This is a genomic window from Streptomyces sp. NPDC059201, from assembly GCF_042754585.1.
Classification (GTDB): Bacteria; Actinomycetota; Actinomycetes; order Streptomycetales; family Streptomycetaceae; genus Streptomyces.
The window spans coordinates 290,411-316,209 of the sequence record NZ_JBHZBB010000002.1; the positions used below are offsets into that span (position 1 = coordinate 290,411).

Annotated in this window: 25 protein-coding genes; 10 read left to right on the plus strand and 15 right to left on the minus strand. The window is 74.0% G+C overall.

The features are described from left to right. Positions 1-399: 399 nt before the first annotated feature. On the plus strand, positions 400-1,425 hold the full coding sequence (locus tag ACFXMG_RS07135) for an ArsR/SmtB family transcription factor (protein WP_383825801.1): 1,026 nt from the start codon (positions 400-402) through the stop codon (positions 1,423-1,425). Here the strand turns inward: ACFXMG_RS07135 and ACFXMG_RS07140 are convergent. Beyond that, positions 1,395-2,555, minus strand: coding sequence for an alkaline phosphatase PhoX (locus tag ACFXMG_RS07140; RefSeq protein WP_383825798.1), 1,161 nt, complete (start codon positions 2,553-2,555; stop codon positions 1,395-1,397). The two genes, ACFXMG_RS07135 and ACFXMG_RS07140, sit on opposite strands and share 31 nt — an antisense overlap. A 121-nt stretch (positions 2,556-2,676) precedes the next feature. Next, entirely contained in the window at positions 2,677-3,270 is a 594-nt protein-coding gene (locus ACFXMG_RS07145) for a hypothetical protein (protein ID WP_383825795.1), read from the minus strand. 72 nt (positions 3,271-3,342) lie between these two features. Here ACFXMG_RS07145 and ACFXMG_RS07150 point away from each other — a divergent pair, with 72 nt between their 5' ends. Together ACFXMG_RS07150 and ACFXMG_RS07155 are read left to right on the plus strand one after the other, a co-directional pair. Next, a complete protein-coding gene (locus tag ACFXMG_RS07150; RefSeq protein ID WP_383825792.1) occupies positions 3,343-3,810 on the plus strand; it encodes a group III truncated hemoglobin in 468 nt (155 codons plus the stop codon). A 93-nt stretch (positions 3,811-3,903) separates the two neighbouring features. After that, a complete protein-coding gene (locus tag ACFXMG_RS07155; RefSeq protein WP_383825790.1) occupies positions 3,904-4,317 on the plus strand; it encodes a VOC family protein in 414 nt (137 codons plus the stop codon). Between the two features lie 34 nt (positions 4,318-4,351). Here the strand turns inward: ACFXMG_RS07155 and ACFXMG_RS07160 are convergent, their stop codons facing one another. The 6 genes from ACFXMG_RS07160 to ACFXMG_RS07185 form a co-directional block, all read right to left on the minus strand. After that, a complete protein-coding gene (locus ACFXMG_RS07160) occupies positions 4,352-5,113 on the minus strand; it encodes an SDR family NAD(P)-dependent oxidoreductase (protein WP_383825787.1) in 762 nt (253 codons plus the stop codon). 36 nt (positions 5,114-5,149) lie between these two features. Continuing rightward, a complete protein-coding gene (locus tag ACFXMG_RS07165; RefSeq protein WP_383825785.1) occupies positions 5,150-6,514 on the minus strand; it encodes an MFS transporter in 1,365 nt (454 codons plus the stop codon). A gap of 111 nt (positions 6,515-6,625) precedes the next feature. Next, entirely contained in the window at positions 6,626-7,210 is a 585-nt protein-coding gene (locus tag ACFXMG_RS07170; RefSeq protein ID WP_383825782.1) for a TetR/AcrR family transcriptional regulator, read from the minus strand. A gap of 57 nt (positions 7,211-7,267) precedes the next feature. Beyond that, positions 7,268-7,600 carry a nitrite reductase small subunit NirD gene (nirD, locus tag ACFXMG_RS07175; RefSeq protein WP_383825779.1) on the minus strand — a complete coding sequence of 111 codons (333 nt, stop codon included), beginning with the start codon at positions 7,598-7,600 and terminating at the stop codon, positions 7,268-7,270. Then, positions 7,597-10,134, minus strand: coding sequence for a nitrite reductase large subunit NirB (gene nirB / locus ACFXMG_RS07180; protein ID WP_383825776.1), 2,538 nt, complete (start codon positions 10,132-10,134; stop codon positions 7,597-7,599). Before nirB ends, nirD begins: the two co-directional genes overlap by 4 nt. Beyond that, positions 10,131-11,321: an NAD(P)/FAD-dependent oxidoreductase gene (locus tag ACFXMG_RS07185; RefSeq protein WP_383825773.1), complete on the minus strand. Its 1,191-nt coding sequence runs from the start codon at positions 11,319-11,321 to the stop codon at positions 10,131-10,133. Before ACFXMG_RS07185 ends, nirB begins: the two co-directional genes overlap by 4 nt. Positions 11,322-11,514: 193 nt before the next feature. Between ACFXMG_RS07185 and ACFXMG_RS07190 the strand changes: the two genes are divergently transcribed. Next, complete coding sequence (locus ACFXMG_RS07190) at positions 11,515-12,300, plus strand: sulfite exporter TauE/SafE family protein (RefSeq protein ID WP_383825770.1); 786 nt, start codon at positions 11,515-11,517, stop codon at positions 12,298-12,300. A 9-nt stretch (positions 12,301-12,309) separates the two neighbouring features. Here the strand turns inward: ACFXMG_RS07190 and ACFXMG_RS07195 are convergent, their stop codons facing one another. From ACFXMG_RS07195 to ACFXMG_RS07210, 4 genes are all read right to left on the minus strand, one after another. Continuing rightward, entirely contained in the window at positions 12,310-12,930 is a 621-nt protein-coding gene (locus ACFXMG_RS07195) for a class F sortase (RefSeq protein WP_383825768.1), read from the minus strand. 128 nt (positions 12,931-13,058) lie between these two features. After that, positions 13,059-13,571, minus strand: a complete 513-nt coding sequence (locus tag ACFXMG_RS07200) for a hypothetical protein (protein ID WP_383825766.1) — start codon at positions 13,569-13,571, stop codon at positions 13,059-13,061. A 244-nt stretch (positions 13,572-13,815) separates the two neighbouring features. Continuing rightward, positions 13,816-14,625, minus strand: a complete 810-nt coding sequence (locus ACFXMG_RS07205) for a sporulation protein (protein ID WP_383825764.1) — start codon at positions 14,623-14,625, stop codon at positions 13,816-13,818. Between the two features lie 9 nt (positions 14,626-14,634). After that, positions 14,635-15,447: an aminotransferase class IV gene (locus ACFXMG_RS07210; RefSeq protein WP_383825761.1), complete on the minus strand. Its 813-nt coding sequence runs from the start codon at positions 15,445-15,447 to the stop codon at positions 14,635-14,637. A gap of 125 nt (positions 15,448-15,572) precedes the next feature. Here ACFXMG_RS07210 and ACFXMG_RS07215 point away from each other — a divergent pair, with 125 nt between their 5' ends. From ACFXMG_RS07215 to cutA, 4 genes are read left to right on the plus strand one after another with little or no spacing between them, the layout of a single operon-like run. Further along, positions 15,573-16,181, plus strand: coding sequence for an NADPH-dependent FMN reductase (locus tag ACFXMG_RS07215; RefSeq protein WP_383825758.1), 609 nt, complete (start codon positions 15,573-15,575; stop codon positions 16,179-16,181). A 13-nt stretch (positions 16,182-16,194) separates the two neighbouring features. Continuing rightward, positions 16,195-17,928 (plus strand): ABC transporter ATP-binding protein, encoded by a 1,734-nt coding sequence (locus ACFXMG_RS07220; protein WP_383825821.1) that lies wholly within the window; start codon positions 16,195-16,197, stop codon positions 17,926-17,928. Continuing rightward, on the plus strand, positions 17,925-19,817 hold the full coding sequence (locus ACFXMG_RS07225) for an ABC transporter ATP-binding protein (protein WP_383825754.1): 1,893 nt from the start codon (positions 17,925-17,927) through the stop codon (positions 19,815-19,817). The genes ACFXMG_RS07220 and ACFXMG_RS07225 overlap by 4 nt, the downstream gene beginning before the upstream one ends. Then, positions 19,814-20,533, plus strand: coding sequence for a divalent cation tolerance protein CutA (gene cutA / locus ACFXMG_RS07230; protein ID WP_383825751.1), 720 nt, complete (start codon positions 19,814-19,816; stop codon positions 20,531-20,533). The genes ACFXMG_RS07225 and cutA overlap by 4 nt, the downstream gene beginning before the upstream one ends. Here the strand turns inward: cutA and ACFXMG_RS07235 are convergent. The 3 genes from ACFXMG_RS07235 to ACFXMG_RS07245 all read right to left on the minus strand — a co-directional run bounded on the left by ACFXMG_RS07235 (position 20,520) and on the right by ACFXMG_RS07245 (position 24,173). Beyond that, positions 20,520-22,640, minus strand: coding sequence for a molybdopterin oxidoreductase family protein (locus ACFXMG_RS07235; protein ID WP_383825748.1), 2,121 nt, complete (start codon positions 22,638-22,640; stop codon positions 20,520-20,522). The two genes, cutA and ACFXMG_RS07235, sit on opposite strands and share 14 nt — an antisense overlap. Positions 22,641-22,712: 72 nt before the next feature. Continuing rightward, positions 22,713-23,414 (minus strand): vancomycin high temperature exclusion protein, encoded by a 702-nt coding sequence (locus ACFXMG_RS07240; RefSeq protein WP_383825744.1) that lies wholly within the window; start codon positions 23,412-23,414, stop codon positions 22,713-22,715. Between the two features lie 33 nt (positions 23,415-23,447). Next, complete coding sequence (locus tag ACFXMG_RS07245; RefSeq protein WP_383825742.1) at positions 23,448-24,173, minus strand: aquaporin; 726 nt, start codon at positions 24,171-24,173, stop codon at positions 23,448-23,450. Between the two features lie 75 nt (positions 24,174-24,248). Between ACFXMG_RS07245 and ACFXMG_RS07250 the strand changes: the two genes are divergently transcribed. Next, on the plus strand, positions 24,249-24,707 hold the full coding sequence (locus ACFXMG_RS07250; RefSeq protein WP_383825739.1) for a GNAT family N-acetyltransferase: 459 nt from the start codon (positions 24,249-24,251) through the stop codon (positions 24,705-24,707). 277 nt (positions 24,708-24,984) lie between these two features. Continuing rightward, complete coding sequence (locus ACFXMG_RS07255; protein ID WP_383825736.1) at positions 24,985-25,767, plus strand: sirohydrochlorin chelatase; 783 nt, start codon at positions 24,985-24,987, stop codon at positions 25,765-25,767. The last annotated feature ends 32 nt before the right edge of the window (positions 25,768-25,799 follow it).

Here is a 25,799-nt window from a genome sequence, read left to right on the forward strand (position 1 = left end):
AGGCGGGACGGACACCTTGTGCGGAGGTGTCCGTCCCGTCGTTTTCACGTCAGATTCATGCGCAATTACGGCCGCATTGAATTATTGGAAATTGAACGTCTGTGTTTGCGGGTGTTTCGGTCGTGGCCCCCGGATCCCCACCCGGGGGCCACGACCTTTTCACTGTGTCGGGCAGGTGAGCCGCAACCCTCGCCGACCGCCGCCGGACGGGCAAAGCCCCCCACGGTCTTCACCACGTCACCTCGGTCCTGAAGGTTTCCTGCCCGACCCGCACAGCATTTCCGTTGGGCCGTGTTCGCCGCGATGCTTTTCAACTGTGGCTGAAACACCCTGGTAACGTGCAGTGATGGTGTGCATACTCGTTCGCGGGGTGGTTGCGAGTGCACAGGTGGGGATTTCATGCTTCGTATTCATTTCACCGCGGACGATCTGGCGGGGGTGCGGATCGCCGCCCGTCCTGACGTCCTGTGGGAAACGATTCTCAGCTTTCACCGTTTAAGGGACCGGCGCGGCCCGGTGGTGTTCGGCGGATGGCGTACGGAAACGAGGGCGCGGCTCGGCGGGGAGACCCGGCTGCTCGCCGCGCTCGTCCCGAGCCGGGGCTATTTCCCCGACTTCCTGACCCCCGCGGCGGGGCTGAACGGCCTCGACGAGGGGCTCCGGGCGCTCCGTGCGACGGCCCCCGGCCGGCTCCGCTCGGAGCTGTCCCTGCTGGCCGCCGACCGGAGTGGCGGCCGCACGGTGCCGCATTCGCTGCGGGCCCTCGCCGACGGCGGCCCGGAGCCCTTCGACCGGCTGCTCGGGGCGCTGCGCAGCTACCACCGGGCCGCGGTGGAGCCGTACTGGCCGCACATCCAGGCCCGGGTGGAGGCGGACCGGGCGCGCCGGGGCCGGGCCGTCCTGGACGGGGGCGCGGAGGAGCTCCTCGGCTCGCTGCCGCCGATGCTGACCTGGCGGGCGCCGGTCCTGGAGGCGTCCTACCCGGTCGACCGTGACGTGCACCTGGACGGGCGGGGGCTGTTGCTCCAGCCCTCGTACTTCTGCCGGGGTACGCCGGTGATGCTGCGGGACCCGGCGCTGCCGCCGGTGCTCGTCTACCCGGTGACGCACGGGGAGGCGCCGACGGTCCGCCCGCCGGGCGTCTCGTCACTGGCGAAGCTGGTGGGCCAGACCCGCGCGGAGGTCCTCCAGGCCATCGGGGACGGCGGGACGACGAGCGAGCTGGCCCGCCGGGCGGGGGTGTCGCTCGCCTCGGCCAGTCAGCACGCGTGCGTGCTGCGGGAGGCCGGTCTGATCGCGACGCTGCGGCACGGGAACGCGGTGCTGCACACGCTGACGCCGCTGGGCGCCGCGCTCCTCGGCGGAGGCGGGACCCAGCGGCTGGACGAGCGCTGTTACGCGCGGAACGGGCCGGTCACCTCGTAGGTGATGCCGCCCGAGGAGCTGCCCGAGGTGCCGCGCTGGCTGGAGAAGTACAGCCGCCTGCCGTCGGGCGAGAAGGCCGGTCCGGCGATCTCGGAGCCGGACTGGCCGGTGATCCGCAGGAAGGGCGCCACGGTGTCGTCCGGGGTGATCAGACAGATCTCCATGTTCCCGCCGTCCTCGGCGATGTAGAGGTCGCCGGAGGAGGAGCCGGTGACGTTGTCCACGCCGGTGAGCGGGGCGGCGCCGCCGGGCACCAGCGAGTCGTCGTAGGCGAGCTCGTAGGTGTTGTTCGTGAGGTTGAGCTGCCAGAGGCGGTTGTCGCCCTTGGTGGTGAACCAGACCTTGTCGTCGGCGTAGTGGCAGCCCTCGCCGCCGTTGAACTTCTTCGCGCCGGAGACCTGGGTGCGGGTGGTGGTCGGGGAGCCGTCCGGGTCCGGCACGTTCTGCCAGGTGAAGGAGCCGGAGGTGGCGGTGCCCGCGACCAGCACCTGGAGGGTGCCGGAGGCGAGGTTGCCCCAGGTGGTGGGGAGGAAGCGGTAGAAGCAGCCGCTGCTCTCGTCCTCGGTCAGGTAGATCGCCCTGCGGACCGGGTCGGCGGCGGCCGCCTCGTGCTTGAAGCGGCCCATGGCGTCCCGGCGGACGGCCGCGTTCACGCCGTACGGGTCGGTCTCGTAGACGTACCCGAGGCTGACCTCCTCGCAGGAGAGCCAGGTGTTCCACGGGGTCTTGCCGCCGGCGCAGTTCTGCCGGGTGTTGGACAGGATCCGGTAGGCGCCGGTGATCGTGCCGGCCGAGTTGAACCTCACCGCGCTCGCGCCGCCGCTCGGGTTGATCTCCGAGTTGGACACGTATATCCAGCCGCTGCCGTCCGTGTAGCAGGCACCGCCGTCGGGGGCGTTGTGCCAGGTGTACGAGGTGCCGGGGACGGTCTGTCCCGAGCGGGCGACGACCCGGCTGGTGAACCCGGCCGGCAGCATGATGCCGTTCGCGTCCGCCGCGCCGAGCGCCCCGTAGGGTCCGGCGCCGGGCTGGGCGGGGGCCGCGTAGGCGGCGCCCGCCATCAGGGTGCCGCCGAAGGCGGCGGCCGAGGTGCCGATGACCGCTCCGCGCAGGAAACTGCGTCGCTCCACGTCTTCACTCCAGGGGTGTGGTGACCTCCCGCCGCACGGTCAGCGGCGGGGCCGCGCGGAGAGTGAACCTAGGAGCCCGGAGTTGACTGAGCATCAACAACCGGTGACGGGGAAGGGGCGGCTACGGGGCGGGGGAGTCGGCGCCGGCTTCCAGCAGGGTCTTGAGAGCGGTCAGGCGGTCGCGCCAGAAGTCCTTGTAGGCCGCCACCGCGTCCGCGTCGGCCAGCTTGAGGTGGCCGAGGCTGATCTGGGTCTTCGCCTCGCCCTTCGGGGTCAGGTGGACCGAGAGCCGGCTCGTGCCGGCGGCGGCGTCCTCGAAGTCCGCCGTGAGGGACTTTCCGGGGCGGTGGGTACGGATCTCCAGCTCGGCGTCCGGCAGCCAGCGGCGGCGCAGCTCCGGGGCGGCGAACGCCTCGGAGACCCGGGCGGCCGGCGCGCCGACCGTCTTGCTCGCGCTCGCCTGCCAGTCACCGTCGCAGGACTGGCCGACCTGCCGCATGCCCCGCTCCTGCTCGTAGCCGACGGTCACCGACTGGGCGTGCCAGCCGCCCACGCCCTCGTCCTCCACCAGGTGGCGGGCGATCTCGGTGTGGGTGCGGGTGGTGGCGCCCCAGGCGTCGAGCCGGGCGAACCACTCCGCCCAGCCCCGGCCGGTCGCCGCCGCCAGGGACGCGTCCGACAGCTTCTCCGTGATGCGCTTCCCGCTGTTGCTCATGCCCCGAACCTAACGCGGGCCCGGGACCTTCGGCACTGGGGCGACGGGGCCCGTCCGGGGAGACTGGGATCCATGCGCGAAAACCGGGAGCCCACCGACATCGGCGGCCGCGACGACCTCGACGTGCTGCTGCGCCGCTTCTACACGGCCGCCTTCGCCGACCCCCTCATCGGCCCTTTCTTCACCGAGATCGCCGGCACCGACCTGGAGGTCCACCTCCCGCGCATCACCGACTTCTGGGAGCGCGCCCTCTTCCGTACCGCCGACTACGCCCGGGACGCCTTCGCCCCGCACGCGGCGCTGCACTCCGCCCGCCCCCTCACCCCCGCCCACTTCGGGCGCTGGGTCCAGCTCTGGCACGCCACCGTCGACGGGCTCCACCGGGGCCCGCTCGCGGACCGGGCCAAGGCCATGGGCGAGCGGATCTCCGTCTCGATGATGAAGCGGCTCGGCGGCCCCGGCGCGGAGGCCGAGGCGGCGGCCGGCGGGACCGGCGGCTTCGTCCCGCTGGCGGCGCTCACGCTGCGCGCGGCGGCCTGAGCGAAAAAACTTCTCCGGGGAGCGATGAGTTCGGGCCGGGTGGTCCGTCTTACCTCTCGACAGCACCGCACGACGGAGAAGAGAGAACACACCATGGCCCCGCAGATGATCTTCGTGAACCTGCCCGTGAAGGACCTCGCCACGAGCCGCGCCTTCTACGAGAAGCTCGGGTACACGATCAACCCGCAGTTCAGCGACGAGAGCACGGCCTGTGTGGTGATCAGCGACACCATCTTCGTCATGCTGCTCACCGAGGAGAAGTTCCTGACCTTCACCGCCCCCGGCAAGGCGGTCGCCGACGCCTCCGCGACCACCCAGGTCCTGCTGACGCTGAACGCCGAGAGCCGCGCGCAGGCCGACGAGCTGGCCGACCGCGCCCTGGAGGTGGGCGGCAGCCCGGCGAAGGAGCCGATGGACATGGGCTTCATGTACGGCCGCTCCTTCGCCGACCCGGACGGCCACCACTGGGAGGTCTTCTGGATGGACCCCGCCGCGATGGAGGGCTGAGCCCCCCGGAGCCCCCGGAGCCCACGGAGAAGGCTCAGGCGGAGACGCCGCCGTCGACCACCAGGTCCGTGCCGACGGCGGAGCCCGCCGCGTCCGACGCGAGGTAGAGGACCGCCGCCGCCACCTCGGCCGCCGAGGAGATCCGGCCCAGGGGCGACTGCTCCTTCATCCGGACCTCCCGCTCGGCCTCCGTCTCGCCGGGCAGCAGCGACATCGTGGACTCCGCGGCCCCCGGGCTGACCGCGTTGATCCGCACCCCCTCGCCGATGTGGTCCCGGGCCGCGGCGCGGGTGAGCGCCGAGACGGCCGCCTTGGACACCTGGTAGCCGAAGAGGCCCGGGACGCGGACGTGCGCGCCGAGGTTGGACGAGATGTTGACGATCGCGCCGCCGCCGTGCGCCCGCATGTGGGCGACCTCGGCCTGGAGGGCGTTCAGGACACCCGTGACGTTGGTGTCGAGCAGGGCCTGCCAGTCGTCGAGGGGGAAGTCGGCGGCGCTGTGGCCGCCCCGGAAGATCCCCGCGTTGTTGACGGCGACGTCGAGCCCGCCGTACGTCTCCACCGTGCGCCGTACCAGGGCGCGGGTGGAGTCCGGACTGGTCACGTCGGCGGTGACGGCGGTGGCGGTGCCGCCCTCGGCCTCGATGAGGGCCACGGTCGCGTCGAGCGCGGCGGCGGTGCGGCCCGCGGCGACCACCCGGGCGCCGTCGGCGGCGAAGGCACGGGCGATCTCCCGGCCGAGGCCGGAGCCGGCTCCGGTGACGAGGACGACGCGGCCGGTGAAACGTGCGGACATGGGAACTCCCTGGTTGCTTCGGTTCGGTTGCTCGGGCTACTTGGCGAGGCGGGTGGTCAGGAGGGTCAGGGCGGCGAAGAGCGCGGCCGTCGCGGCGAGCGACGCGGCGTCGCCGCCGAGGGTGAGCAGCGCGGCGAAGACCACGGTCGGGCCGAGCTCCATCGCCGTGTTCAGGACGCCGCCCGCGAGCCCGGCGCGGTCGGCCGGCACCCGCTCGGTGGCGAGGACGGCGGCGCCCGCGAAGGAGAGCGCCCCGCCGGCGGGCAGCAGGAGCAGTCCGGGCAGCAGCCCGTAGGCGTACGGGACGGCGGGGTCGGTGCCGGTGGCCGCGAGCAGCGCGAGCCCGGCTGCGGCGGTGCCGAGTCCGGCGGCGGTGACCCGGCCGGGCCCGTACCGCCCGAGCAGTGGCCCCGCGAGCCGGCCGGCGCCGAGCAGCGCGGCGGCGAAGGGGACGAAGGCGCCCGAGGTGAGCAGCGGGGACCAGCCGCGTTCCTGCTGGAGGGCGAGCGAGAGCAGGACGAAGACGGTGGCCGTGCCGGCGGCGGTGAGCGCGATCGCCGCGAGCCCGAGGAGCCGCCGCCGGTCGCGCAGGAAGTCCGGCGGGAGCAGGGGATCGGCGGTCCGCCGCTGGACGCGGGCGAACGCGGCGAGCAGGGCGAGGCCGGTGAGCAGCGGTACGAGGACGGGCGCGGAGCCCCACGGGTGGGCGTCGGTCAGCACCAGGCCGGTGCTGGCGAGCACGATCCCGGCGGTGGCGAGCAGCGCGCCCCGCAGGTCCAGGCTCCGGCCCGCGCCGGGCGGGGTGGCGGGCAGCAGCCGGGGCGCGAGGAGCAGCGCGGCGGCGGCGACGGCGACGGGGACGGCGAAGGACGCCCGCCAGGAGGCGGCGGCGGTGATCGCGCCGGAGAGCAGGTTCCCGGCGGTGGCGCCGAGCACGGAGAGCCCGCCCCAGGTGCCCATCGCCCGCCCGTACGCGGCCGGTTCGGGGTACAGGGCGCGCAGCACGCCCATCGCGGCGGGGGCGACGAGCGCGGCGCCGGTGCCCTGCGCGAAGCGGGCGCCGAGCAGGGAGGCGTAGTCGGGGGCGAGCGGCGCGAGCGCGGAGGCGGCGCCGAAGAGGAGGAGTCCGGCGGTGAGCGCCCGCCGTCCGCCGTACCGGTCGGCGAGCCGTCCGCCGAGCAGCAGGAGTCCGGCGAAGGTGAGGCCGTAGGCGGCGCTGAGGAGGATCAGCTCCCCTCGGGCCAGGCCGAACTCGGCGCCGATCCGGGGGAGCGGCACGGCGAGCGAGGCGAGGGTGAAGATGAGCGTCATCTGGACCGCGCCGAGGAGGGCGAAGCCCCGCCGGGCACCGCCGCGCCCCGTGTTCGCCGCCGTGGTGGTGGTTCCGTACGTCGTGGTCATGCCGTCCCCCGATGATCTGCCGTCTCTCTACCTGACAGCTATACTTGACCGTACATTCCAGAATCGACCCCGAGAAAAGGCGCCCACCGGGGGCGCCTGTCCATGGGCCGTTCAGTCCAGCAGCCGCAGGGCCTCTTCCGCCGCGTCCCGGACCCTGGCCGGGTCCGTCGACGCCTTGCCCACCACCCGGATCCCCTGGAGCAGGACCAGCAGCATCCGGGACAGGGTGCGCGGGTCGCGGCCCGCCGGGAGCTCGCCCTGGGCGCGGGCCCGGGTGAGCGCCGCGTACAGCAGGGTCTCGATCTGCTCCCAGCTCAGCTCGACCCGGCGGGCCACCACCGGATCGCGCGGGGCCAGCTCCGCTGCCGAGTTGGTGACGAAACAGCCGGTCAGGCGCTCGCCCTCGGTCGCCGCCTCGGCGGCGAACCGGCGGACCAGCGCCCGTACGGCCGGCAGGGCGGGGCCCGGCGCGGACAGCTCCTCGACGAGCCCGGGGTCCCGGGCCTCCAGGTAGCGGTCCAGCGCCTTGAGGTACAGCTCGTGCTTGTTGCCGAAGGTGGCGTAGATGCTGGCCCGGCCGATGCCGAGGTGCTCCACGAGGTCCGCCATCGACGTCGCCTCGTAGCCGCGCGCCCAGAACAGGTCGAGCGCTGCCTGGAGCGCGGCCTCGGGATCGAATTCCTTGGTCCTGGCCACGGTGTGACCGTACGCCTATCTGGAACGATCGGTCAAGCTAAACCCCTGACTCGGGGATCACTTCAGCCGGACCGGGTAGACCGCCACCGTCACCTCGTCGTCGTCCAGGCAGCGGCCCGTCTCCAGGTCGAAGCGCTGCTTCAGGAGCGGCGAGGCCACGAACGGGCGCCCGTCCGCCGTCCCGAGCAGACCCCGGGACAGCACCTGCGCGCCGGTGAAGGGGTCACGGTTGTCGATCGCGTACGCCCGCCCCGCCCGGTCCCGGAAGACCGCCGCCTGCCGGCCGTCCGGCAGCAGCGCCGCCAGGCCCCGGCCCGGCGTCAGCTGGGCCTCCTCGCAGACCGCCATCCAGGCGTCGGGGGTGTGGGAGAGCTCGAGAAGACTGGTCATCGGGAGGTGGCTCCTTCCAGGGTGCCGATCGTCAGGATGGTGAGGTCCGGCTTGATCTGGTCGCGCTCGGGGATGAACTGCACGGTCGGGTCGGGCGTCTCCGGCGCGTTCACGAAGGAGACGAAGCGCCGCAGCCGCTCCGGGTCGTCCAGGGTCTGCGCCCACTCGTCCTGGTAGTCGTCGACGTGCGCCGCCATCAGCGCCTCCAGCTCGTCGCACATGCCCAGCGTGTCCTTCACGACCACGTCCCGGACGTGGTCGAGCCCGCCCTCCAGGCGCTCCAGCCAGACCGACGTCCGCTCCAGGCGGTCCGCCGTCCGGATGTAGAACATCAGGAACCGGTCGATGAGCCGGATCAGTTCGGCGTCCGACAGGTCCTGGGCCAGCAGGTCCGCGTGGCGCGGGGTCGCGCCGCCGTTGCCGCCCACGTACAGGTTCCAGCCGTTCGCCGTGGCGATCACGCCGAAGTCCTTCGACTGGGCCTCGGCGCACTCGCGGGCGCAGCCCGAGACCGCCGACTTCAGCTTGTGCGGGGCGCGCAGTCCCCGGTAGCGCAGCTCCAGCTGGATCGCCATCTTCACCGAGTCCTGCACGCCGTAGCGGCACCAGGTCTGCCCCACGCAGGACTTCACCGTGCGCAGCGACTTGCCGTAGGCGTGCCCGGACTCGAAGCCGGCGTCCACGAGCCGGGTCCAGATCGCCGGGAGCTGGTCGACGCGGGCGCCGAAGAGGTCGATCCGCTGACCGCCGGTGATCTTCGTGTAGAGGCCGTAGTCGCGGGCCACCTCGCCGATCACGATCAGCTTCTCCGGGGTGATCTCGCCGCCGGGGATGCGGGGGACCACCGAATAGGAGCCGTTGCGCTGGAGGTTGGCCAGGTGGTGGTCGTTGGTGTCCTGGAGCGCCGCCTGCTCGCCGTCCAGGATGTAGCCGCCCAGGCCGATCGCCGGGGCGAGGGAGGCCAGGATCGAACCGACGGTCGGCTTGCACACCTCGCAGCCCTCGCCGCCCTTCGCGCCCTCCCGCCCGTGCGAGTCCAGCAGGGAGGCGAAGGACGTGACGTGCAGGGTGCGGGCGATCTCGTACAGCTCGCTGCGGGTGTAGGCGAAGCAGCCGCAGAGGCCCTTGTCCTCCGCCTTCGGCAGCAGCTTCTCGATCACCTTCACGCAACTGCCGCAGCCCGTACCGGCCTTGGTGCACTTCTTCACCTCGGCCAGCGAGTCGCACTGGCCGATCGCGTGCTTGGTCACGTTGTGGCAGGAGCAGATGACGGCGTCGTCCGGCAGCGCCGAGGGACCCAGCGCCACCGGCGCCCCGGCCCCCGCCGGAAGGACCAGCTGCTCGGGGGAGACCGGCGGCTTCGACCCGGTGAGCGGGCGCAGCAGGCCGTACGAGTCGGCGTCGCCGACCAGCACGCCGCCGAGCAGCCGGCCCTCGGCGTCCACCACCAGCTTCTTGTAGACGCCCGAGCGGGAGTCCGAGTAGACGACGTCGAGGCAGCCCTCGGTGGTGCCGTGCGCGTCGCCGAAGGAGGCCACGTCCACCCCGAGCAGCTTCAGCTTGGTCGACAGGTCCGCGCCGGTGAAGCCGGTGTCCTCGCCCGCCTCCTCGGCGAGCACCGAGGCCACCGTCTGCGCCATCTCGTAGCCCGGCGCCACCAGGCCGTAGACCCGCCCGTCCGCCGCCAGCGCGCACTCGCCGATGGCGAAGACCGCCGGGTCGGAGGTGCGGCACAGCTCGTCCACGGCGATGCCGCCGCGCTCGCCCACGTCGAGCCCGCAGTCGCGCGCCAGCTGGTCCCGGGGGCGTACGCCCGCCGAGAAGACCACCAGGTCGGTGGCGAGCTCGGAGCCGTCCGACAGCCTCATGCCGGTCACGGACCCGTCGGCCGTCACGACCTCCTGGGTGCCCGTGCCGGTGTGCACGGTCAGCCCCATCTGCTCGATCGTCCGCAGCAGCGCCGCGCCGCCGCCCTCGTCGACCTGCACCGGCATCAGCCGCGGCGCGAACTCCACGATGTGGGTGTCGAGACCGAGGCCCTTCAGCGCGCCGGCCGCCTCCAGACCGAGCAGACCGCCGCCGACCACCGCGCCCGTCGTCGCCGTCTTCGCGTACTCCTCGATCGCCAGCAGGTCCTCGATCGTGCGGTACACGAAGCAGCCGGTGGCGTCCTTGCCGGGCACCGGCGGCACGAAGGGGTACGAGCCGGTGGCCAGCACCAGGTGGTCGTAGGCCACGACCCGGCCCGACCGGCCGGTCACCGTCCGCGCCGCCCGGTCGACGCCCACGACGGGCTCGTCCGTGTACAGCTCGATGCCGTGCCGCTCCATGAAGCCGTCCTCGACCATCGACAGGTCGTCGGGCGTCTTCCCGGAGAAGTACGAGGTGAGCTGGACGCGGTCGTAGGCGGGGCGGGGCTCCTCGCAGAGGACCACGATCCGGGCCCGCTCGGTGACGCCCCGGTCGGCGAGCGCCTCCAGGAACCGCTGGCCGACCATTCCGTGGCCGACCAGGACGATGGTGGGAGTGGTCATGAGGAGCCTCCGTCGTGGGTGAGCAGGTGCAGCAGGGGGGCCTCGGGCAGGGCTTCGTCGCCCTCCCAGGCCCGGGCGAGCGCCCCGACCGCGGCCAGATCGCCGAGGAGGACGCCCCCGACGAGCCGGTTGTCGCGGACGACGACCTTGCGGTAGGCGCCCCGGGTCGCGTCGGCCAGCTGGACGACGTCGTCGCCCGGCCGCGCGGTGGCCTCGCCGAAGGCGGCGAGGTCCAGCGGCCGCGCCCCGCCGAGGGTGAGCCGCGTCAGGGCCCGGGTGCCGGTGTAGCGGGGCCCGCCGGCGCCGGACAGCACGTCCGCGAGGACGTCCGCCTGTTCCAGCGCGGCACCGGCCAGGCCGTAGACCCGGCCGTCGTGCTCGGCGCAGTCGCCGATCGCGTGGATGTACGGGTCCGAGGTCCGCAGCTCGTCGTCGACGACGATGCCGCTCCGGACGTCCAGACCCGCCTCGCGGGCCAGCGCCACCCGGGGCCGTACCCCGCAGGCCAGGACCACGACCTGGGCGTCCAGGACGAAGCCGTCGGCCAGCTCGACCGCCGTCACCGCCCCGTCCCGCTGCCGCAGACCGCTGACCCGGCACTCGGTGTGCGTCTCGACGCCGAGCCCGTCCAGGTGCTCCCGCAGCAGCGCGGAGGCGTGCGGGTCCAGGTGCCGTTCCATCAGGCCCTCGCCCTGCTGGGTGAGGACCACGTCCGCGCCGAGCGCGGACAGCGCCCGCGCCGCCGACACCCCGAGGAGGCCGCCGCCGACGACGACCGCCCGGACCCCGGGCCCGACGACGGACCGCAGGGCGAGGCAGTCGTCGAGGGTGCGGAAGGAGTACACGCCCTCCGGGAGCTCCGCCCCGCGCAGTCCGCGCAGCGGCGGCAGCACCGGGTTGGAGCCGGTGGCCAGGACCAGCCGGTCGTAGCCGACCAGCGAGCCGTCGGCGCACGCGACCGTGCGGGCCGCCCGGTCGATCCCCACCACCCGCACCCCGCGGCGCACCGGCTCGCGGGGCTCGGGCAGGGCGACGACCTCGGGGGCGTACCGCCCGGCGAGGACGTCGGCGAGCAGCACCCGGTTGTACGGGGCGTGCGCCTCCTCGCCGAGGAGGGTGACCGGCAGGCGCTGGGCGAGGCGGAGGCCCGCCGTTCCGCCTCCGACCACCACGATCCGTGTACTCATACCCGGTAGGGTGCGCGGCCGGTGTTTCCCGGTGGCATCCCGACTGTTTCCCGTACGGAACGCTGATCTCCGCCCCGCGGGGGCCGGGCTGTGAGGGTGCCCGGCGGGGAGCCCGGGCGCGCAAGCTCAGAGCTTGCTCAACGATCAAGGGATCGATGGACGGGCCATCGATTCCGTCCCTAGGCTCGCTGCCATGCCCGAGATCACCCTCACCACCCTCGTTCTGCTGTGTCTGGCCGCGCTCGTCGCGGGCTGGATCGACGCCGTGGTCGGGGGAGGCGGGCTGCTGCTCCTGCCGGCGCTGCTGATCGGGCTGCCGAACGCCTCCTACCCCCAGGTGACGGGGACCAACAAGGCGGTCGCCATCGTCGGTACCACCGGGGCGGCGATCACCTATGTCCGCAGGACGAGGGTGCCGGTGTGGACGGCGGTACGGGTCGGGCTCACGGCGCTCGCGGGCTCGACGGCCGGCGCGCTCTTCACCACCGCGGTCGACGAGGAGATCCTGCGGCCGCTGATCATCGTGGTGCTCGTGGCGGTGGCGGCCTTCGTGATCCTCAAGCCCTCGTTCGGGGCGCGGCCCGAGGGGCAGGACCGGGCGCCGCTGACCCGGGCCCGGGTCGTCACGGCGATCGTCCTGGTCGGCGGCGGGATCGGCTTCTACGACGGTCTGTTCGGGCCCGGCACCGGCACGTTCCTGGTGCTCGCCCTGACCGCCGTGCTCCACCTGGACCTGGTGACGGCCTCCGCCACCGCCAAGATCGTCAACGTCTGCACCAACGCGGGCGCGCTGGCGATGTTCGCCTACCAGGGCACCGTCTACTGGCAGCTGGCCGCCTGCATGGCGGCCTTCAACCTGGCCGGCGGGATGGTCGGGGCCCGGATGGCGCTGAGCAAGGGCTCGGGGTTCGTCCGGGGGGTGCTGCTGGCCGTGGTCCTCTCGATGGTCGCGAAGCTCGGCTGGGACCAGTGGAGCTGAGGCTCCGGCTCAGCGGACGCCGATGAGGTGCCCGAAGGCGACCACGTTGCCCTGGTAGCCGCCGCCCTTCTCGGAGAAGCCGCCGCCGCAGGTGATCACCCGGAGTTCGGCGCGGCCGGTGGCGCCGTAGACCTTCTCGTCGGGGAAGGCGTCGTTGTCGTAGACCTCGACGGCGTCGACGGTGAAGACCGCGGTCCTGCCGTCCTCGCGGTCGATCTCGATGCGGTGGCCCTTCTTCAGGGCGCCCAGCGTGTAGAAGACGGCCGGGCCGCCGGCGTTGTCGACGTGGCCGGCGACGATCGCGGTGCCCTTGGCGCCGGGCGTGACGCCCTCCGCGTACCAGCCGGCCAGGTTGCGGTCCTCGGCGGGCGGCACCTCCAGGGAGCCGTTCGGGGCGAGGCCGAGCCGGGTCATCGGGGCGTCCACGTCCGTCTCCGGGATGCGCAGCCGCACCGGCGGGGACGAGGGCAGCGGGTCGGCGGCGGCGTCGGTGTGCACGCTCGGCCCGGCGGCGAACGCCTGGGCGGCGGACGGGACGGGCGGGGTCACGTTCTCCGAGCCGTTCTGGACGAGCCAGAGGCCGACGCAGGCGGCCACCGCTATGCCCCAGCCCTTGCTCCTGTTGCTCACGAAGGTTCCTCACGGGCGGGTGTCGTGCGGGGTGACGTGCGGGGGTGACGAGCGGGGTGACGGCGGAGGGGCCCCGCCCCCGGCCGGCCATGTGCGGGAGCCGGGCGGGGGCGGGACGGGCGGTGTGATCAGTGGCCCTGGGCGCCGCTCGCCCGGCGCCGCATGAGCCACACACCGCCGACGGCAGCCGCGGCCAGCACCGCCACGCCTGCCGTGACCTGGGCGGTGTCGGGGCCGATGCTGCCGCCGACACCGGTCTTGACGTGACCGCTGGGCTCGCGGTGCTTGACGGTCAGCTCGCCCCGGGCGGTCCGCCCGTTGTCGCAGGCGACGGCGATCCAGTGGGTGCCGGGCTTGGCGTGCTGGGGCAGGGTGAACTGCCCGACCACGACCTCCTTGTGGGTGCTCGGGCTGAGCTTGAACTCACCCGCGCCGACCGAGTTCGCGTCACCGATGCCGTGGCCGTTCTTGCCGCAGGCGAGGGTGTTCACGGTGACGGTGGTGCCGGGGGAGGCGGTGGAGGGGTAGATCTCCAGCGACTGGGGGCCGTCGTTGTTCGCGTACGCGGCCGGCGCGGCGAACGCGCCGAGCGCGACGACCGTCAGCGCGGTTCCGGTGAGCAGGCGGGCAGTGGGGCGCATGGTGGGGTTCCTCCGGGGCGCGCGGTCGTTCGGTCTTCCGTACGACCGAGGTAACGGCCCCGGCGCGCCCCCCGCCTGCTGATAGGTCATCAGAATTGACCCGTCCGATACGGCGCGTCGACTGGAATCCAAGAGTTTCCGCAGCTCACAGCGGCTTTCACCCCGTCACCCGACACGCGATGCCGAACGGGTGAGCGGGCTCGCGGGGAGGCCCGTGGCGGTGGCCCGCCCCGCGGGGAGCGCCTCAGTCCTCGTCGTCCCCGTCGCCCTTGCCGCGCTTCATCGTGGCGAGGTCGGTCAGCCACTGGTGGGCTTCCGGGGTGAAGTCTCGGGTGTCTGCCTCGTGGTGGGCGGCGACGAAGCGGAGGGGCTTGGGCTTGCTGTTCCAGTAGCCGTCGCCGGTCTGGCGGTGGCGGCGGAGGAAGATCTCGGAGCCGACCGCGTTGGTGTGGAAGGTCAGCTCCACGCGGGGCGGGCGGCCCTCCCCGCCCTGCCGGTCGGCGAGGGTGAAGCCCTGCCACAGGTAGAGGTGGTACTCGGCGTCGGAGAGCGAGTTCTCGTAGACCCGGGAGCTCTCGAAGACGTACCCCTGGGCCGCGAAGGCGTCGAGGACCGCGTCGTGGAGCGGCAGCGTCTCCACCCGGACCGGGTCCAGGTCCGTCTGCGCCTTGACCCCGACCGCCTCGACCTCGGTCCGCACGCCGATGGAGACGCCGAGCCGCTCGCCCCGCCGCTCGTTCGGCGGCGTCTCCCACTTCAGGCGCTCGGAGAACGGGATGCGCTTCTCCTCGCCCTTCTTCAGCTCGAACCAGCCGCTGGCGCTCGGATAGCCGAGGGTCGTGCCGTCGTCCTGGCCGTCGCCGTCGCCCTTGTGCGTCAGCGACGCGTTCACGACGAGCCGCATGCGTATCGACTCGATCTTCAGGTCGCGCTCGGGCGCCCGCACGATCACCTCGCCGCGCAGCATCCCGCCCGGCCGTACCGGCTTGTCGGGGACGATCGTGTCGATCTCCAGCGGGATCCCGCCATTGCCGAAAAGTCTCTTGAACACCATGGGCGCAGGCTAACCGGCGGAACCGCCCCCGTCAGCGGAAACGATCTTCTCGCCGGGCACCTCCGCGTAGGCGCCGGACACCCGCTCCATCAGCTCCCCGTCCACCGCGTACGCGACCCCGTCCACGCCCGTCACCGGCGCGATCCCGCGCGAGTTGGTCACCAACGCGGCCCGGAAGGAGGGGAGTTCGGGCAGGGCGACCGCCCGGTGGACCGACGGCAGCCGGGACGCGAGCAGCGCCATCGTGATCCCGGTGAGGTGCGGCGCCGTCGGCCACACCAGCGAAGTGCCGTCCCAGAAGGCGATGTTGGTGACCGCGCCCTCCGCGACCTCGCCCGCCGGCGTGGTCAGCAGCGCCTCGTCGAAGCCCGCCCGGCGCGCCGCGTCGCCGTGGTACCGCTGCCCGAAGCCGCCCAGGTGCTTGAGGTGCGCCGCCGGGCGCGTGTAGTCGACGGCCGTCAGCCGCCGCGGGGCGCCCAGCCCGTCGGGCGCGGCCTCGCGGACGGCGACCGCCACCCGGACCCGGGGCCCGCCCTCGTACACGTACACCCGCGCCGAGCAGTCCCGCCGGCCGGACGCGCCGACGGCCCGCCCGAGGAGGTCCCGGACCCGCTCGCCGGGCAGCGGCTCGCCGAACAGCTCGCGGGTGGCGCGGTCGAGGCGGCCGAGGTGCAGCCCGAGGCCCTTCACCCGCCCGTCCCGGACCTGCATCGCGGTGAAGTGCCCGTAGCCGCTCATCGCGGCGGCGAGCGGGCCCGGATCGGCGGCCGGGACCCCGTCGATCTCGATGTGCGCGGCGGCCGGAACGGTCGAAGTCGTCATGGCCTCACGGTAGTCCCGGCGCCACCCCGGAAAACCGTCCCGGTAGGCGCCCCGGAAGCCGCCCCGAAAGTCTCTTCAAGATCGCGCTTGACCTCAACCAAACTTGAGGTACCACGATCTCCGTCATGGACATCACGAACCCCGCCGCCCAGGCCGCCGCCCCCCTCACCCTCGCCCTCGTCGTCGCCAGCGACCGCGAAGGCCGCTTCGCGCCCGTCATCGCCGACTGGTTCCGCACCCGCGTCGCCGAGCGCCCCGACTTCGCGCTCACCGTCCTCGACCTCGCCGAGACCACCCTCCCGACCTCCCTCTCCTACGACCCCGACCCCGGCGTCAGCGCCGAACTCGCCCGCGTCACCCCCGTCCTGGAGGCCGCCGACGCCTACGTCGTCCTCACCCCCGAGTACAACCACTCCTTCCCCGCCGCCCTCAAGAACCTCATCGACCGCCACTACACCGAGTGGCGCGCCAAGCCCGTCGGCTTCGTCTCCTACGGCGGCATCTCCGGCGGCATCCGCGCCGTCGAGCAACTCCGCCAGATCTACGCCGAGATGCACGCCGTGACCGTCCGCGACGGCGTCGTCCTGCCCAACGCCCACGGGCAGTTCGACGACGACGGCCGGCTCAAGGACCCGACCGGCCCCGAGGCCGGCGCCAAGCTCATGCTCGACCAGCTCGCCTGGTGGGGCCACGCCCTCAAGGACGCCAAGGCCGTCCGCCCGTACGCCGCCTGAGAGGCCCCCCGTGATCCTGCTGCGACTCCTCGCCGGGCGCCTGCGCCCGCACCGTGCCCCGCTCGCCTTACTCGTCCTGCTCCAGCTCCTCCAGAGCCTCGCCTCCCTCACCCTGCCCGCCCTCAACGCCGGCGTCATCGACGAGGGCGTGCTCCGCGGCGACACCGGCCGCATCCTCTCCGGCGGCGCCGTCATGGCCGCCGTCACCCTCCTCCAGGCCGCCGCGGCCGCCGCCGTCACCTTCACCGGCGCCCGGATCGCCCTCGCCGTCGCCCGCGACCTGCGGTCCGAGGTCTTCCGCCGGATCCAGGACTTCTCCGCCCTGGAACGTGGCCGCTTCGGCACCGCCTCCCTCATCACCCGCGCCACCAACGACGTCCAGCAGGTGCAGACCTTCGCCGTCCTCGCCCTCACCATGCTGGTCGCCGCCCCGCTGCTGTGCGTCGGCGGTCTCGCCATGGCCCTGCGCCAGGACGTGCCCCTCGCCGTCGTCCTGCTGCTCTTCGTCCCCGTCATGACCCTCGCCGTCGGCGCCGTCGTGCTCCGCATGCGGCCCCTCTTCCGGGGCATGCAGGAACACCTCGACAAGGTCACCCGCGTCCTGCGCGAACAGATCACCGGCGTCCGGGTCGTCCGCGCCTTCGTCCGCGACCGCCACGAACGCGCCCGCTTCGCCGAGGCCAACGGCGCCCTCCTCGACACCGGACTGCGGGCCGGCCGGCTCCAGGCCGTCATGTTCCCGGTCGTCCTGCTGATCTGGGAGGCCACCACCATCGTCCTCATCTGGGCCGGCGCCCACCGCATCGACTCCGGCGCCCTCCAGCCCGGCGCCCTCGTCGCCTTCCTCGGCTACCTCCTCCAGACCGCCATGTCCGTGATGATGGCGCTCTTCCTCCTCATGCACCTGCCCCGGGCCGAGGCCGGCGCCGCCCGCGTCCGCGAACTCCTCGACACCACCCCCGCCCTCACCCCGCCCGCCGACCCCGTCCGCACCCTCGCGGGACCCGGCCGCCTCGCCCTGGAGGACGTCACCTTCCGCTACCCCGGCGCCGAGGAACCCGTCCTCAGCGGCGTCTCCCTGCACGCCGCACCCGGCGAGACCACCGCGATCATCGGCGCCACCGGCAGCGGCAAGTCCACCCTCCTCGGCCTGGTGCCCCGCCTCCTCGACGCCACCGACGGCCGCATCCTCCTCGACGGCACCGACGTGCGCGCCCTCGACCCCGGACTCACCGCCGCCACCGTCGGACTCGTCCCCCAGAAGCCGTACCTCTTCTCCGGCACCGTCGCCTCCAACCTCCGCTACGGAAAGCCCGACGCCACCGACGAGGAGCTGTGGCACGCCCTGGAGACCGCCCAGGCCGCCGACTTCGTCCGCGCCCTGGACGAGGGCCTCGACGCCCCCGTCACCCAGGGCGGCTCCAACCTCTCCGGCGGCCAGCGCCAGCGGCTCGCCATCGCCCGCGTCCTCGTCGCCCGCCCCCGCCTCTACCTCTTCGACGACTCCTTCTCCGCCCTCGACAACGCCACCGACGCCCGGCTGCGCGCCGCCCTGCGCCGCGAGACCGCCGACGCCACCGTCCTCCTCGTCGCCCAGCGGGTCTCCACCATCCGCCACGCCGACCGGATCGTCGTCCTCGACCGCGGCCGGAACGTCGCCACCGGCACCCACGAGGAACTCCTCGCCACCAGCCCCACCTACCGGGAGATCGTCCGCTCCCAGCCGACCGAGGAGGCCGCCGCGTGAGCACCACCACGACCGCCCCGCGTTCCACCGCGCCACGCCCCACCGCCCCCGCCCGCCGCGGCCCCGCCCCCCAGCCGGGCGGCGGCGGCCCCGGCGCCGCCGGCACCCCCTCCCTGGAACGCTCCCTGAACTTCCGCGCCTCCGCCGTCCGGCTGCTGCGCACCCTCGCCCCCGACCGGGCCCGGCTCGCCGCCGCCCTCGCCACCGGCGCCGCCGCCGTCGCCCTCACCGTCCTCGTCCCCCTCCTCCTCGGCCGCGCCACCGACCTCGTCCTCACCGGCGCCGCCGGACCGCACGGCGTCGACTTCACCGCCGTCGCCCGCCAACTCGTCCTCGCGGGCACCGCCGTCGCCGCCGCCTCCCTGCTCACCTGGGTCCAGCAGCGGCTCGTCACCGACGTCGTCCAGCGGGCCGGCCACCGGCTGCGCGAGAGCGCCCAGCACAAGCTGGCCCGGCTGCCCCTCGGCTACCTCGACGGACAGCCGCGCGGCGAGGTCCTCTCCCGCGCCACCAACGACGTCGACAACGTCACCCAGACCCTCCAGCAGGCCCTCAGCCAGATGATCCGGGCCGTGCTCACCCTCCTCGGCGTGCTCGCGATGATGCTGTGGATCTCCCCGGTGCTCGCCCTGGTCGCCCTCGGCACCGTCCCCGTCTCGCTCGGCGTCGCCGCCCTCGTCGCCCGCCGCGCCCAGCCCCAGTTCGCGAAGCAGTGGGCGGTCACCGGCAAGCTCGGCGGCCACGCCGAGGAGACCATCACCGGCCACACCGAGGTCGTCGCCTTCGGCCGCCGCGACGAGGCCGTCCGCCGCTTCGACGAACTCGGCGACGAGCTGTACCGGGCGGGGCTGCGCGCCCAGGTCGTCTCCGGCCTCGTCCAGCCCGCCGTCACCCTCGTCGGCAACCTCACCTACGTCCTCATCGCCGTGCTCGGCGGGCTGAAGGTGGCGAGCGGGACCCTGACCGTCGGCGACGTCCAGGCGTTCGTCCAGTACTCGTACGAGTTCAACGGCCCGGTCAACCAGGTCGCCGCCATGGCCGGCCTCCTCCAGTCCGGCATCGCCTCCGCCGAGCGGGTCTTCGACCTCCTCGACGCCGAGGAGGAGCGGCCGGGACCGGCCGCCCCCGAGAAGCCCGCCGAGCTGCGCGGCCGGGTCGTCTTCGAGCACGTCTCCTTCCGCTACGAGCCGGACCGGCCGCTCGTCGAGGACCTCTCCCTCACCGTCGAACCCGGCCGCACCGTCGCCCTCGTCGGCCCCACCGGCGCCGGCAAGACCACCCTGGTCAACCTGCTGCTCCGGTTCCACGAGCCCACCGGCGGCCGGATCCTCCTCGACGGCGTCGACACCGCCGAGATGGACCGGGAGGAGCTGCGCTCCGGCATCGGCATGGTCCTCCAGGACACCTGGCTCTTCGGCGGCACCATCGCCGAGAACATCGCGTACGGGGTCCCTGGCAAGGTCTCCCGCGAGCGGATCACCGCCGCCGCCGAGGCCGTCCACGCCGACCGGTTCATCCGCACCCTGCCGGACGGCTACGACACCGTCCTGGACGAGGACGGCGGCGGCCTCAGCGCCGGCGAGCGCCAGCTCGTCACCCTGGCCCGCGCCTTCCTCTCCGAGCCGGTGATCCTCGTCCTCGACGAGGCCACCAGCTCCGTCGACACCCGCACCGAGCTCCACGTCCAGCGCGCCATGTCCGCCCTGCGGGCCGGCCGCACCAGCTTCGTCGTCGCCCACCGGCTCTCCACCATCCGGGACGCCGACACCATCGTCGTCATGGACGGCGGAGGCATCGCCGAACAGGGCACCCACGAGGAGCTGCTCGCCCGCGGCGGCGCGTACGCCCGGCTGCACGCGGCACAGTTCGCCCCTACGGTGGAGACGTGATCGTCACCGTCCGCACCACCACCGACGCGCGCGCCAAGGCCGATGCCCTGGCGCGCGGCGCCGTCGAGGCCCGGCTCGCCGCGTGCGCGCAGATCTCGGGGCCCGTCACCTCCGTCTACCACTGGCGGGGCGCGATCGAGACCACCGAGGAGTGGGAGGTGGTCCTCAAGACCACCGAGGCCCGCTACCGGGCCCTCGAAGCGCACCTGATCGCGGCCCACGACTACGAGACCCCCGAGATCCTCGCCACCCGGGTGACCCGGGTCGCCGAGGGGTACGCCCGCTGGGTCGAGAAGGAGACGGAGGGCGCCGTCGAGCCCGAGGCCCTCGCGTACGAGGAGCGCCCGTTCTTCGTGTACGGGACGCTGCGCCCGGGCGGGTACAACCACGACCGGTTCCTCGCCGGCCGGATCGGCGACGAGGCGGACGCCGTGCTGCCCGGGGCGGTCCTGCGCGACGGGCCCGGCTATCCGTTCGTCGTCCCGGCGGAGGGGAGCGAGGTGGTCGGCACCCTCCTCACGCCCTCGTCCGGCGACTACGGCGACCTGTTCGGCCTGCTCGACCGGCTGGAGCTGCCCGTCGGGTACGAGCGGGCGGCCATGGACGTCGTACGCACCGGGGACGGGGTCCGACTCTCCGCCTGGGTGTACCTGGCCGCGCCGGACGCGCCGCTCGGCCCGGTCATCGAGAGCGGCGACTGGTTCAGCCGGCGGTAGCCGCTCCGTCGGCGCCCCGCTCCAGGCGGACGGCGCACACCTTGAACTCGGGCATCCGGGAGACCGGGTCGAGCGCCGGGTTCACCAGCGTGTTCGCCCGCCCCTCCCCGTACCAGTGGAAGGGCATGAAGACGGTGTCCGGGCGGATCGCGCCGGTGATCCGGGCCGGCGCCACCGCCCGCCCGCGCCGCGACACCACCGTCACCGGCTCGCCCTCCGCGACCCCGAGCCGCTCCGCGAGCCGCGGGTGCAGCTCCACGAACGGGCCGGGCGCGGCGGCGTTCAGCTCGTCGACCCGCCGGGTCTGCGCCCCGGACTGGTACTGGGCGACGACCCGGCCGGTGGTGAGCACCACCGGGTACTCGGCGTCGGTCTCCTCGGCCGCAGGCCGGTGCGTCACCGGCACGAACCGGGCCCGCCCGTCCGCCGTCGCGAACCGGTCGAGGAAGAGCCGGGGGGTGCCCGCGTGCCCGTCCTCGCCGGGACCGGTCTCGGGGCAGGGCCAGAAGACGCCCTGCTCCTCCTCGATCCGCCGGTAGCTGATGCCGGAGTAGTCGGCGGGCCCGCCGGCGGAGGCCCGGCGCAGCTCCTCGAAGACCTCCTCCGGGTCGGTGGGGAAGCCCTTCTCCCAGCCGAGCAGCGCGGCGAGGGAGTGCAGCACCTCCAGGTCGGTGCGGACGCCGGACGGCGGGGTGAGGGCGCGGCGGCGCAGCAGCACCCGCCCCTCCAGGTTGGTCATCGTCCCGGTCTCCTCGGCCCACTGGGTGACCGGGAGGACGACGTCGGCGAGCGCGGCGGTCTCGGAGAGGACCACGTCGGCGACGGCGAGGAAGTCCAGCGAGCGCAGCCGCTCCTCGACGTGCGCGGCGTGCGGCGCGGAGACGACCGGGTTGGAGCCCATCAGCAGCAGCGACCTCACCTCGCCGCCGAGCGCGTCGAGGAGTTCGTACGCGCTCCGCCCCGGCCCCGGCAGGGTCTCGGGGGCGACGCCCCACACCCCGGCGACGTGGGCGCGGGCGGCGGGGTCGTCGAGCTTGCGGTAGCCGGGGAGCTGGTCGGCCTTCTGGCCGTGCTCGCGGCCGCCCTGGCCGTTGCCCTGGCCGGTGAGGCAGCCGTAGCCGGAGAGCGGCCGGCCGGCCCGCCCGGTGGCGAGGCAGAGGTTGATCCAGGCGCCGACGGTGTCGGTGCCCTTGGACTGCTGCTCGGGGCCGCGCGCGGTGAGCACCATGGAGCTGTCGGCGTCGCAGAACATCGCGACGGTCTCGCGCAGCCGCGGCACCGGGATGCCGGTGATCCGTTCGACGTGTTCGGGCCAGTGGGCCATCGCGCCCGCCCGGGCGGCCTCCCAGCCGGAGGTGCGCTCCGCGACGAACTCCTCGTCCACGCGGCCCTCGGCGACGACCAGGTGGAGCAGGCCGAGGGCGAGCGCCAGGTCGGTGCCGGGGCGGGGGGCGAGGTGGAGGTCGGCCTGCTCGGCGGTGCGGGTGCGGCGCGGGTCGACGACGATCAGCTTGCCGCCGTTCTCCCTCAGTTCGGTGAGGTAGCGCAGCGCCGGGGGCATGGTCTCGGCCAGGTTGGAGCCGACGAGGATGACGCAGCCCGTCCTCGGGATGTCCTCCAGCGGGAAGGGCAGTCCGCGGTCGAGGCCGAAGGCCCGCTGGTGGGCGGCGGCCGCCGAGGACATGCAGAAGCGCCCGTTGTAGTCGATCTGCGAGGTGGCGAGGACGAGCCGGGCGAACTTGCCGAGGGTGTACGCCTTCTCGTTGGTGAGTCCGCCGCCGCCGAAGACCCCCACGGCATCGGGACCGTGGTCGGCGCGGGTCCGGCGTAGCCCCTCGGCGACGGCGGAGAGAGCCTCCTCCCAGGAGGCCGGTGCGAGCGCCCCGGTGTCAGGGCGGCGGACCAGGGGCTCGGTGAGCCTGACCCGGGAGGAGAGTACGGAGGGGGCGGTGCGGCCCTTGCCGCACAGGGCGCCCCGGTTGACCGGGAAGTCGGTCCGCTCGACCACCTCGGCGGGCGACTCCGCCGTGCCGGTCGGGCGGAGCCGCATGCCGCACTGCAAGGCGCAGTAGGGGCAGTGGGTGGGGACCGCGGTGGCGTCGGACATGCGTCCAGGGTGCGTCGGACGTGTTACGCCCGGTGGCGCCCCGTATTACGGGCGCGGTGCTCTCCGCTCAGGTCACGGCGTCGCGGGGGGTGAGGCCGGGGCGGTACGGGCTCCGCCCGCGAGGGCCTCGGTGACGCCGGTCTCCTCGGGGCCGAGGAAGCGCGGGTCGGGGCGGACGGCCGCGTCGAGGGCGGCCTTGCCGGCGGCGAAGAGCTCCCGGGTGGTGCCGTAGTACCAGGTCCTGTCCTGGGGTTCGGCGACCCCGACGCCGTACGAGGAGACCCCGGCCCGCTCGCACAGGGCGACGGCCCGCTTGATGTGGAAGTCCTGGGTGACGAGGACCGCGCGGTCGACGCCGAAGACCTTGCGGGCCCGTACGCAGCTGTCCCAGGTGTCGAAGCCGGCGTAGTCGCTGACGACCTGGGAGTCGGGGACGCCGCGGGCGGCGAGGTAGGCGCGCATGGCGCTGGGCTCGTCGTACTCGGTCCTGCCGTTGTCGCCGGTGACGAGGAGGACCCGCACCTTGCCGGTGCGGTACAGCTCGGCGGCGGTGTCGAGCCGGTGCGCGAGGTACGGCGTCGGGCGGCCCTTCCACAGTCCGGCGCCGAAGACCACGGCGACGTCCGCGGCCGGCACGTCGGCGGCGGTCCGCAGCTTCCCCGCGGCGGCGGTGTGCATCCAGGTCGCGGGGGCGAGGGCCAGGACGGCGGCCGCCATCACGGCCTGGACGGTACGGCGGCGGGCCCGGACGGTGCGCGGGAACCGGACCTGCATCGGCGGTGCCTCCAAGGGGTGGGGGACGGGCTGTCACCCGGTCCGACGCGCTGCCGCCGGTTTTGGTTCGTGCGCGGTCCGTTCCGTGCCGTACAGCACACTCGCCAGGCCCATGCCGAGCAGCATCCCGAGGAGCTGGGCGGCGGCGTAGGCGGGCACGGAGGCGGGGGCGATGCCGGTGAAGGAGTCGGTGAGGGAGCGGCCCACGGTGGCCGCCGGGTTGGCGAAGGAGCCGGAGGAGGTGAACCAGATCGCCGCGGCGATGTAGCCGGCGACCGCGACCGGGGCCAGCTGGGGGCGGCCGATGTGCCGCAGGCCCTGGACGACGAGGACGAGCCCGGCGGTGGCGACCGCCTCGCCGAGCAGCAGGTGGAGCGCGGCGCGCGGCTCGGTGGACCAGGAGCCGGGCGCGCGGCCGAACATCGCCTCGGCGAGCAGGGCGCCGGTGACCGCGCCGGCGACCTGGGCGGTGACGTAGGCGAGGACCTCGCGGCCGCCGTCCCCCTCGCGGCGGCGGGCCCACCACTCGGAGAGGGTGACGACCGGGTTGAAGTGGGCGCCGGAGAGCGGCCCGAGGAGGGCGATCAGCAGTCCGAGGCCGATCGCGGAGGCGGCGGCGTTGGCGAGCAGCCGGACCCCGATGTCCTGGCTGAGGGAGTCGGCTCGGATGCCGGAGCCGACGATCACGGCGACGAGGGCGGCGGTGCCGGTGAACTCGGCGGTGACGCGTCGGGGGAGCGACGCGGGGGACATTCTCATAGTGGAAAAGATATTCCGTGATTCGGAACGAAAAAAGGGGGGAGGAGAGGGGTGCGCGTTCCGTACGATCCGGCGGTGATCAACGACCTCGACATCCGCCGCGCGGACGCCTCCGACGCCACCGCCGTCGCCGACGTCTGGCTGCGCTCGTACACCGCCGCCCTGCCCGACGTGCGCCGGGCGCACACCGACGAAGAAGTCCGCTCCTGGCTCCGGCACGTGGTCGTGCCGCACCAGGAGACCTGGGTGGCGACGGCCGAAGGCGCGGTCGTCGCGATGCTGGTGCTCGACGGCGAGGACCTGGACCAGCTCTACGTCGACCCGCCCTGGCGCGGCCGGGGCATCGGCGACCGCCTCGTGGAGCTCGCCAAGCGGCGCAGCCCGACCGGGCTCGAACTGTGGACCTTCCAGGTCAACGCCCCCGCGCGGCGCTTCTACGAACGGCACGGCTTCACCGCCGCCGAGCACACCGACGGCGAGCGCAACGAGGAGCGGGAGCCCGACGTCCGCTACGTGTGGCGCCCCGGGCACTGAGCCACCGCCCCCGCACGGCCCGACCCTGACAACCGCCCCCACGCGCGCGTGAGCCCGCCGAAACACCCGCGTGCGGTCCTGGAAAAGAGACGTGACCGCCGCGCAACGGGCAGGCAACGTGCTCCCGTCAGGATCGGTCCATGACGGAGCCGGACAGCACGTTCGCGGACGCCGCCGCCCTGCTGGGGCGGATCGTGGAACAGCTCGGACTCCAGCTCCGCCGGACGCGTCCGTACGACCGTCCGGCGGGGAAGACCGAGCAGGAGGTACGTCACCCATGCAGCACTCCCCGCGCGTCCACCGCCCCGCCCCGGTCCTCGTCGCCGTCGGGCACGGCAGCCGGGACCCCCGCGCGCGTGCCACCCTCGCGCGGCTCCTCGACCGGGTCCGCGAGCTGCGCCCCGGGCTCGACGTCCGCCTGGCCCACATCGAGCTGAACGCGCCGCTCCTCGACGACACCCTCGCGGCCCTCGCCGCCGAGGGGCGCGAGGCCGTGCTCGTCCCGCTCCTCCTCGCCCCCGGGTACCACGTCACCCACGACCTGCCCGCCGCCCTCGCCGCCGTCCCGGGCCTGCGCGCCCGGACCGCCGAGCCGCTCGGCCCGCACCCCCTCCTCGTCGAGGCCCTCGCCGACCGGCTCGCCCAGGCCGGCTGGACCCCCGCCGACTCCGCCTCCCGCGCCACCGGCGTCGTCCTCGCCTCCGCCGGCTCCCGCGACCCCCGCTCCGCCGCCACCCTTCGCCGGATCGCCGCCGCCCTCGGCGAACGCCTCGGCGGGACCCCCGTCCTCGCCGCGTACGCCTCCGCCGCCGCCCCCACCGTCCCCGAGGCCGTCGCCGCGCTCACCGCCCGCGGCCGCCACCGGATCGCCGTCGCCTCCTGCTTCACCGCGCCCGGCCTCTTCGCCGCCCGCGCCGCCGCCCACGCCCCCTGGATCGCCGCCGACCCGCTCGGCGCCCACCCCGCCCTCGCCCGCCTCGTCCTGCATCGCTACGACGGTGCCGCCCGGGCCCGCACCGGCCGCACCGCCACCCCCACGCGGGAACTCGCCGCCATCTGACCCCTTGTGTCGGTCCGTCCGGTTACCGTCGA

Excerpts from the sequence above, each read along its gene's own strand:
- ACFXMG_RS07205 (WP_383825764.1), bottom strand. The coding sequence starts at position 14,625 with ATGGTGTTCAAGAGACTTTTCGGCAATGGCGGGATCCCGCTGGAGATC.
- ACFXMG_RS07255 (WP_383825736.1), top strand. The coding sequence starts at position 24,985 with ATGCAGCACTCCCCGCGCGTCCACCGCCCCGCCCCGGTCCTCGTCGCC.
- nirD (WP_383825779.1), bottom strand. The coding sequence starts at position 7,600 with ATGACCAGTCTTCTCGAGCTCTCCCACACCCCCGACGCCTGGATGGCG.
- ACFXMG_RS07145 (WP_383825795.1), bottom strand. The coding sequence starts at position 3,270 with ATGAGCAACAGCGGGAAGCGCATCACGGAGAAGCTGTCGGACGCGTCC.
- ACFXMG_RS07240 (WP_383825744.1), bottom strand. The coding sequence starts at position 23,414 with ATGCAGGTCCGGTTCCCGCGCACCGTCCGGGCCCGCCGCCGTACCGTC.
- ACFXMG_RS07245 (WP_383825742.1), bottom strand. The coding sequence starts at position 24,173 with ATGAGAATGTCCCCCGCGTCGCTCCCCCGACGCGTCACCGCCGAGTTC.
- ACFXMG_RS07235 (WP_383825748.1), bottom strand. The coding sequence starts at position 22,640 with ATGTCCGACGCCACCGCGGTCCCCACCCACTGCCCCTACTGCGCCTTG.
- ACFXMG_RS07160 (WP_383825787.1), bottom strand. The coding sequence starts at position 5,113 with ATGTCCGCACGTTTCACCGGCCGCGTCGTCCTCGTCACCGGAGCCGGC.
- ACFXMG_RS07165 (WP_383825785.1), bottom strand. The coding sequence starts at position 6,514 with ATGACCACGACGTACGGAACCACCACCACGGCGGCGAACACGGGGCGC.
- nirB (WP_383825776.1), bottom strand. The coding sequence starts at position 10,134 with ATGACCACTCCCACCATCGTCCTGGTCGGCCACGGAATGGTCGGCCAG.
- ACFXMG_RS07215 (WP_383825758.1), top strand. The coding sequence starts at position 15,573 with ATGGACATCACGAACCCCGCCGCCCAGGCCGCCGCCCCCCTCACCCTC.
- ACFXMG_RS07150 (WP_383825792.1), top strand. The coding sequence starts at position 3,343 with ATGCGCGAAAACCGGGAGCCCACCGACATCGGCGGCCGCGACGACCTC.
- ACFXMG_RS07200 (WP_383825766.1), bottom strand. The coding sequence starts at position 13,571 with ATGCGCCCCACTGCCCGCCTGCTCACCGGAACCGCGCTGACGGTCGTC.
- ACFXMG_RS07185 (WP_383825773.1), bottom strand. The coding sequence starts at position 11,321 with ATGAGTACACGGATCGTGGTGGTCGGAGGCGGAACGGCGGGCCTCCGC.
- ACFXMG_RS07155 (WP_383825790.1), top strand. The coding sequence starts at position 3,904 with ATGGCCCCGCAGATGATCTTCGTGAACCTGCCCGTGAAGGACCTCGCC.
- ACFXMG_RS07210 (WP_383825761.1), bottom strand. The coding sequence starts at position 15,447 with ATGACGACTTCGACCGTTCCGGCCGCCGCGCACATCGAGATCGACGGG.
- ACFXMG_RS07190 (WP_383825770.1), top strand. The coding sequence starts at position 11,515 with ATGCCCGAGATCACCCTCACCACCCTCGTTCTGCTGTGTCTGGCCGCG.
- ACFXMG_RS07135 (WP_383825801.1), top strand. The coding sequence starts at position 400 with ATGCTTCGTATTCATTTCACCGCGGACGATCTGGCGGGGGTGCGGATC.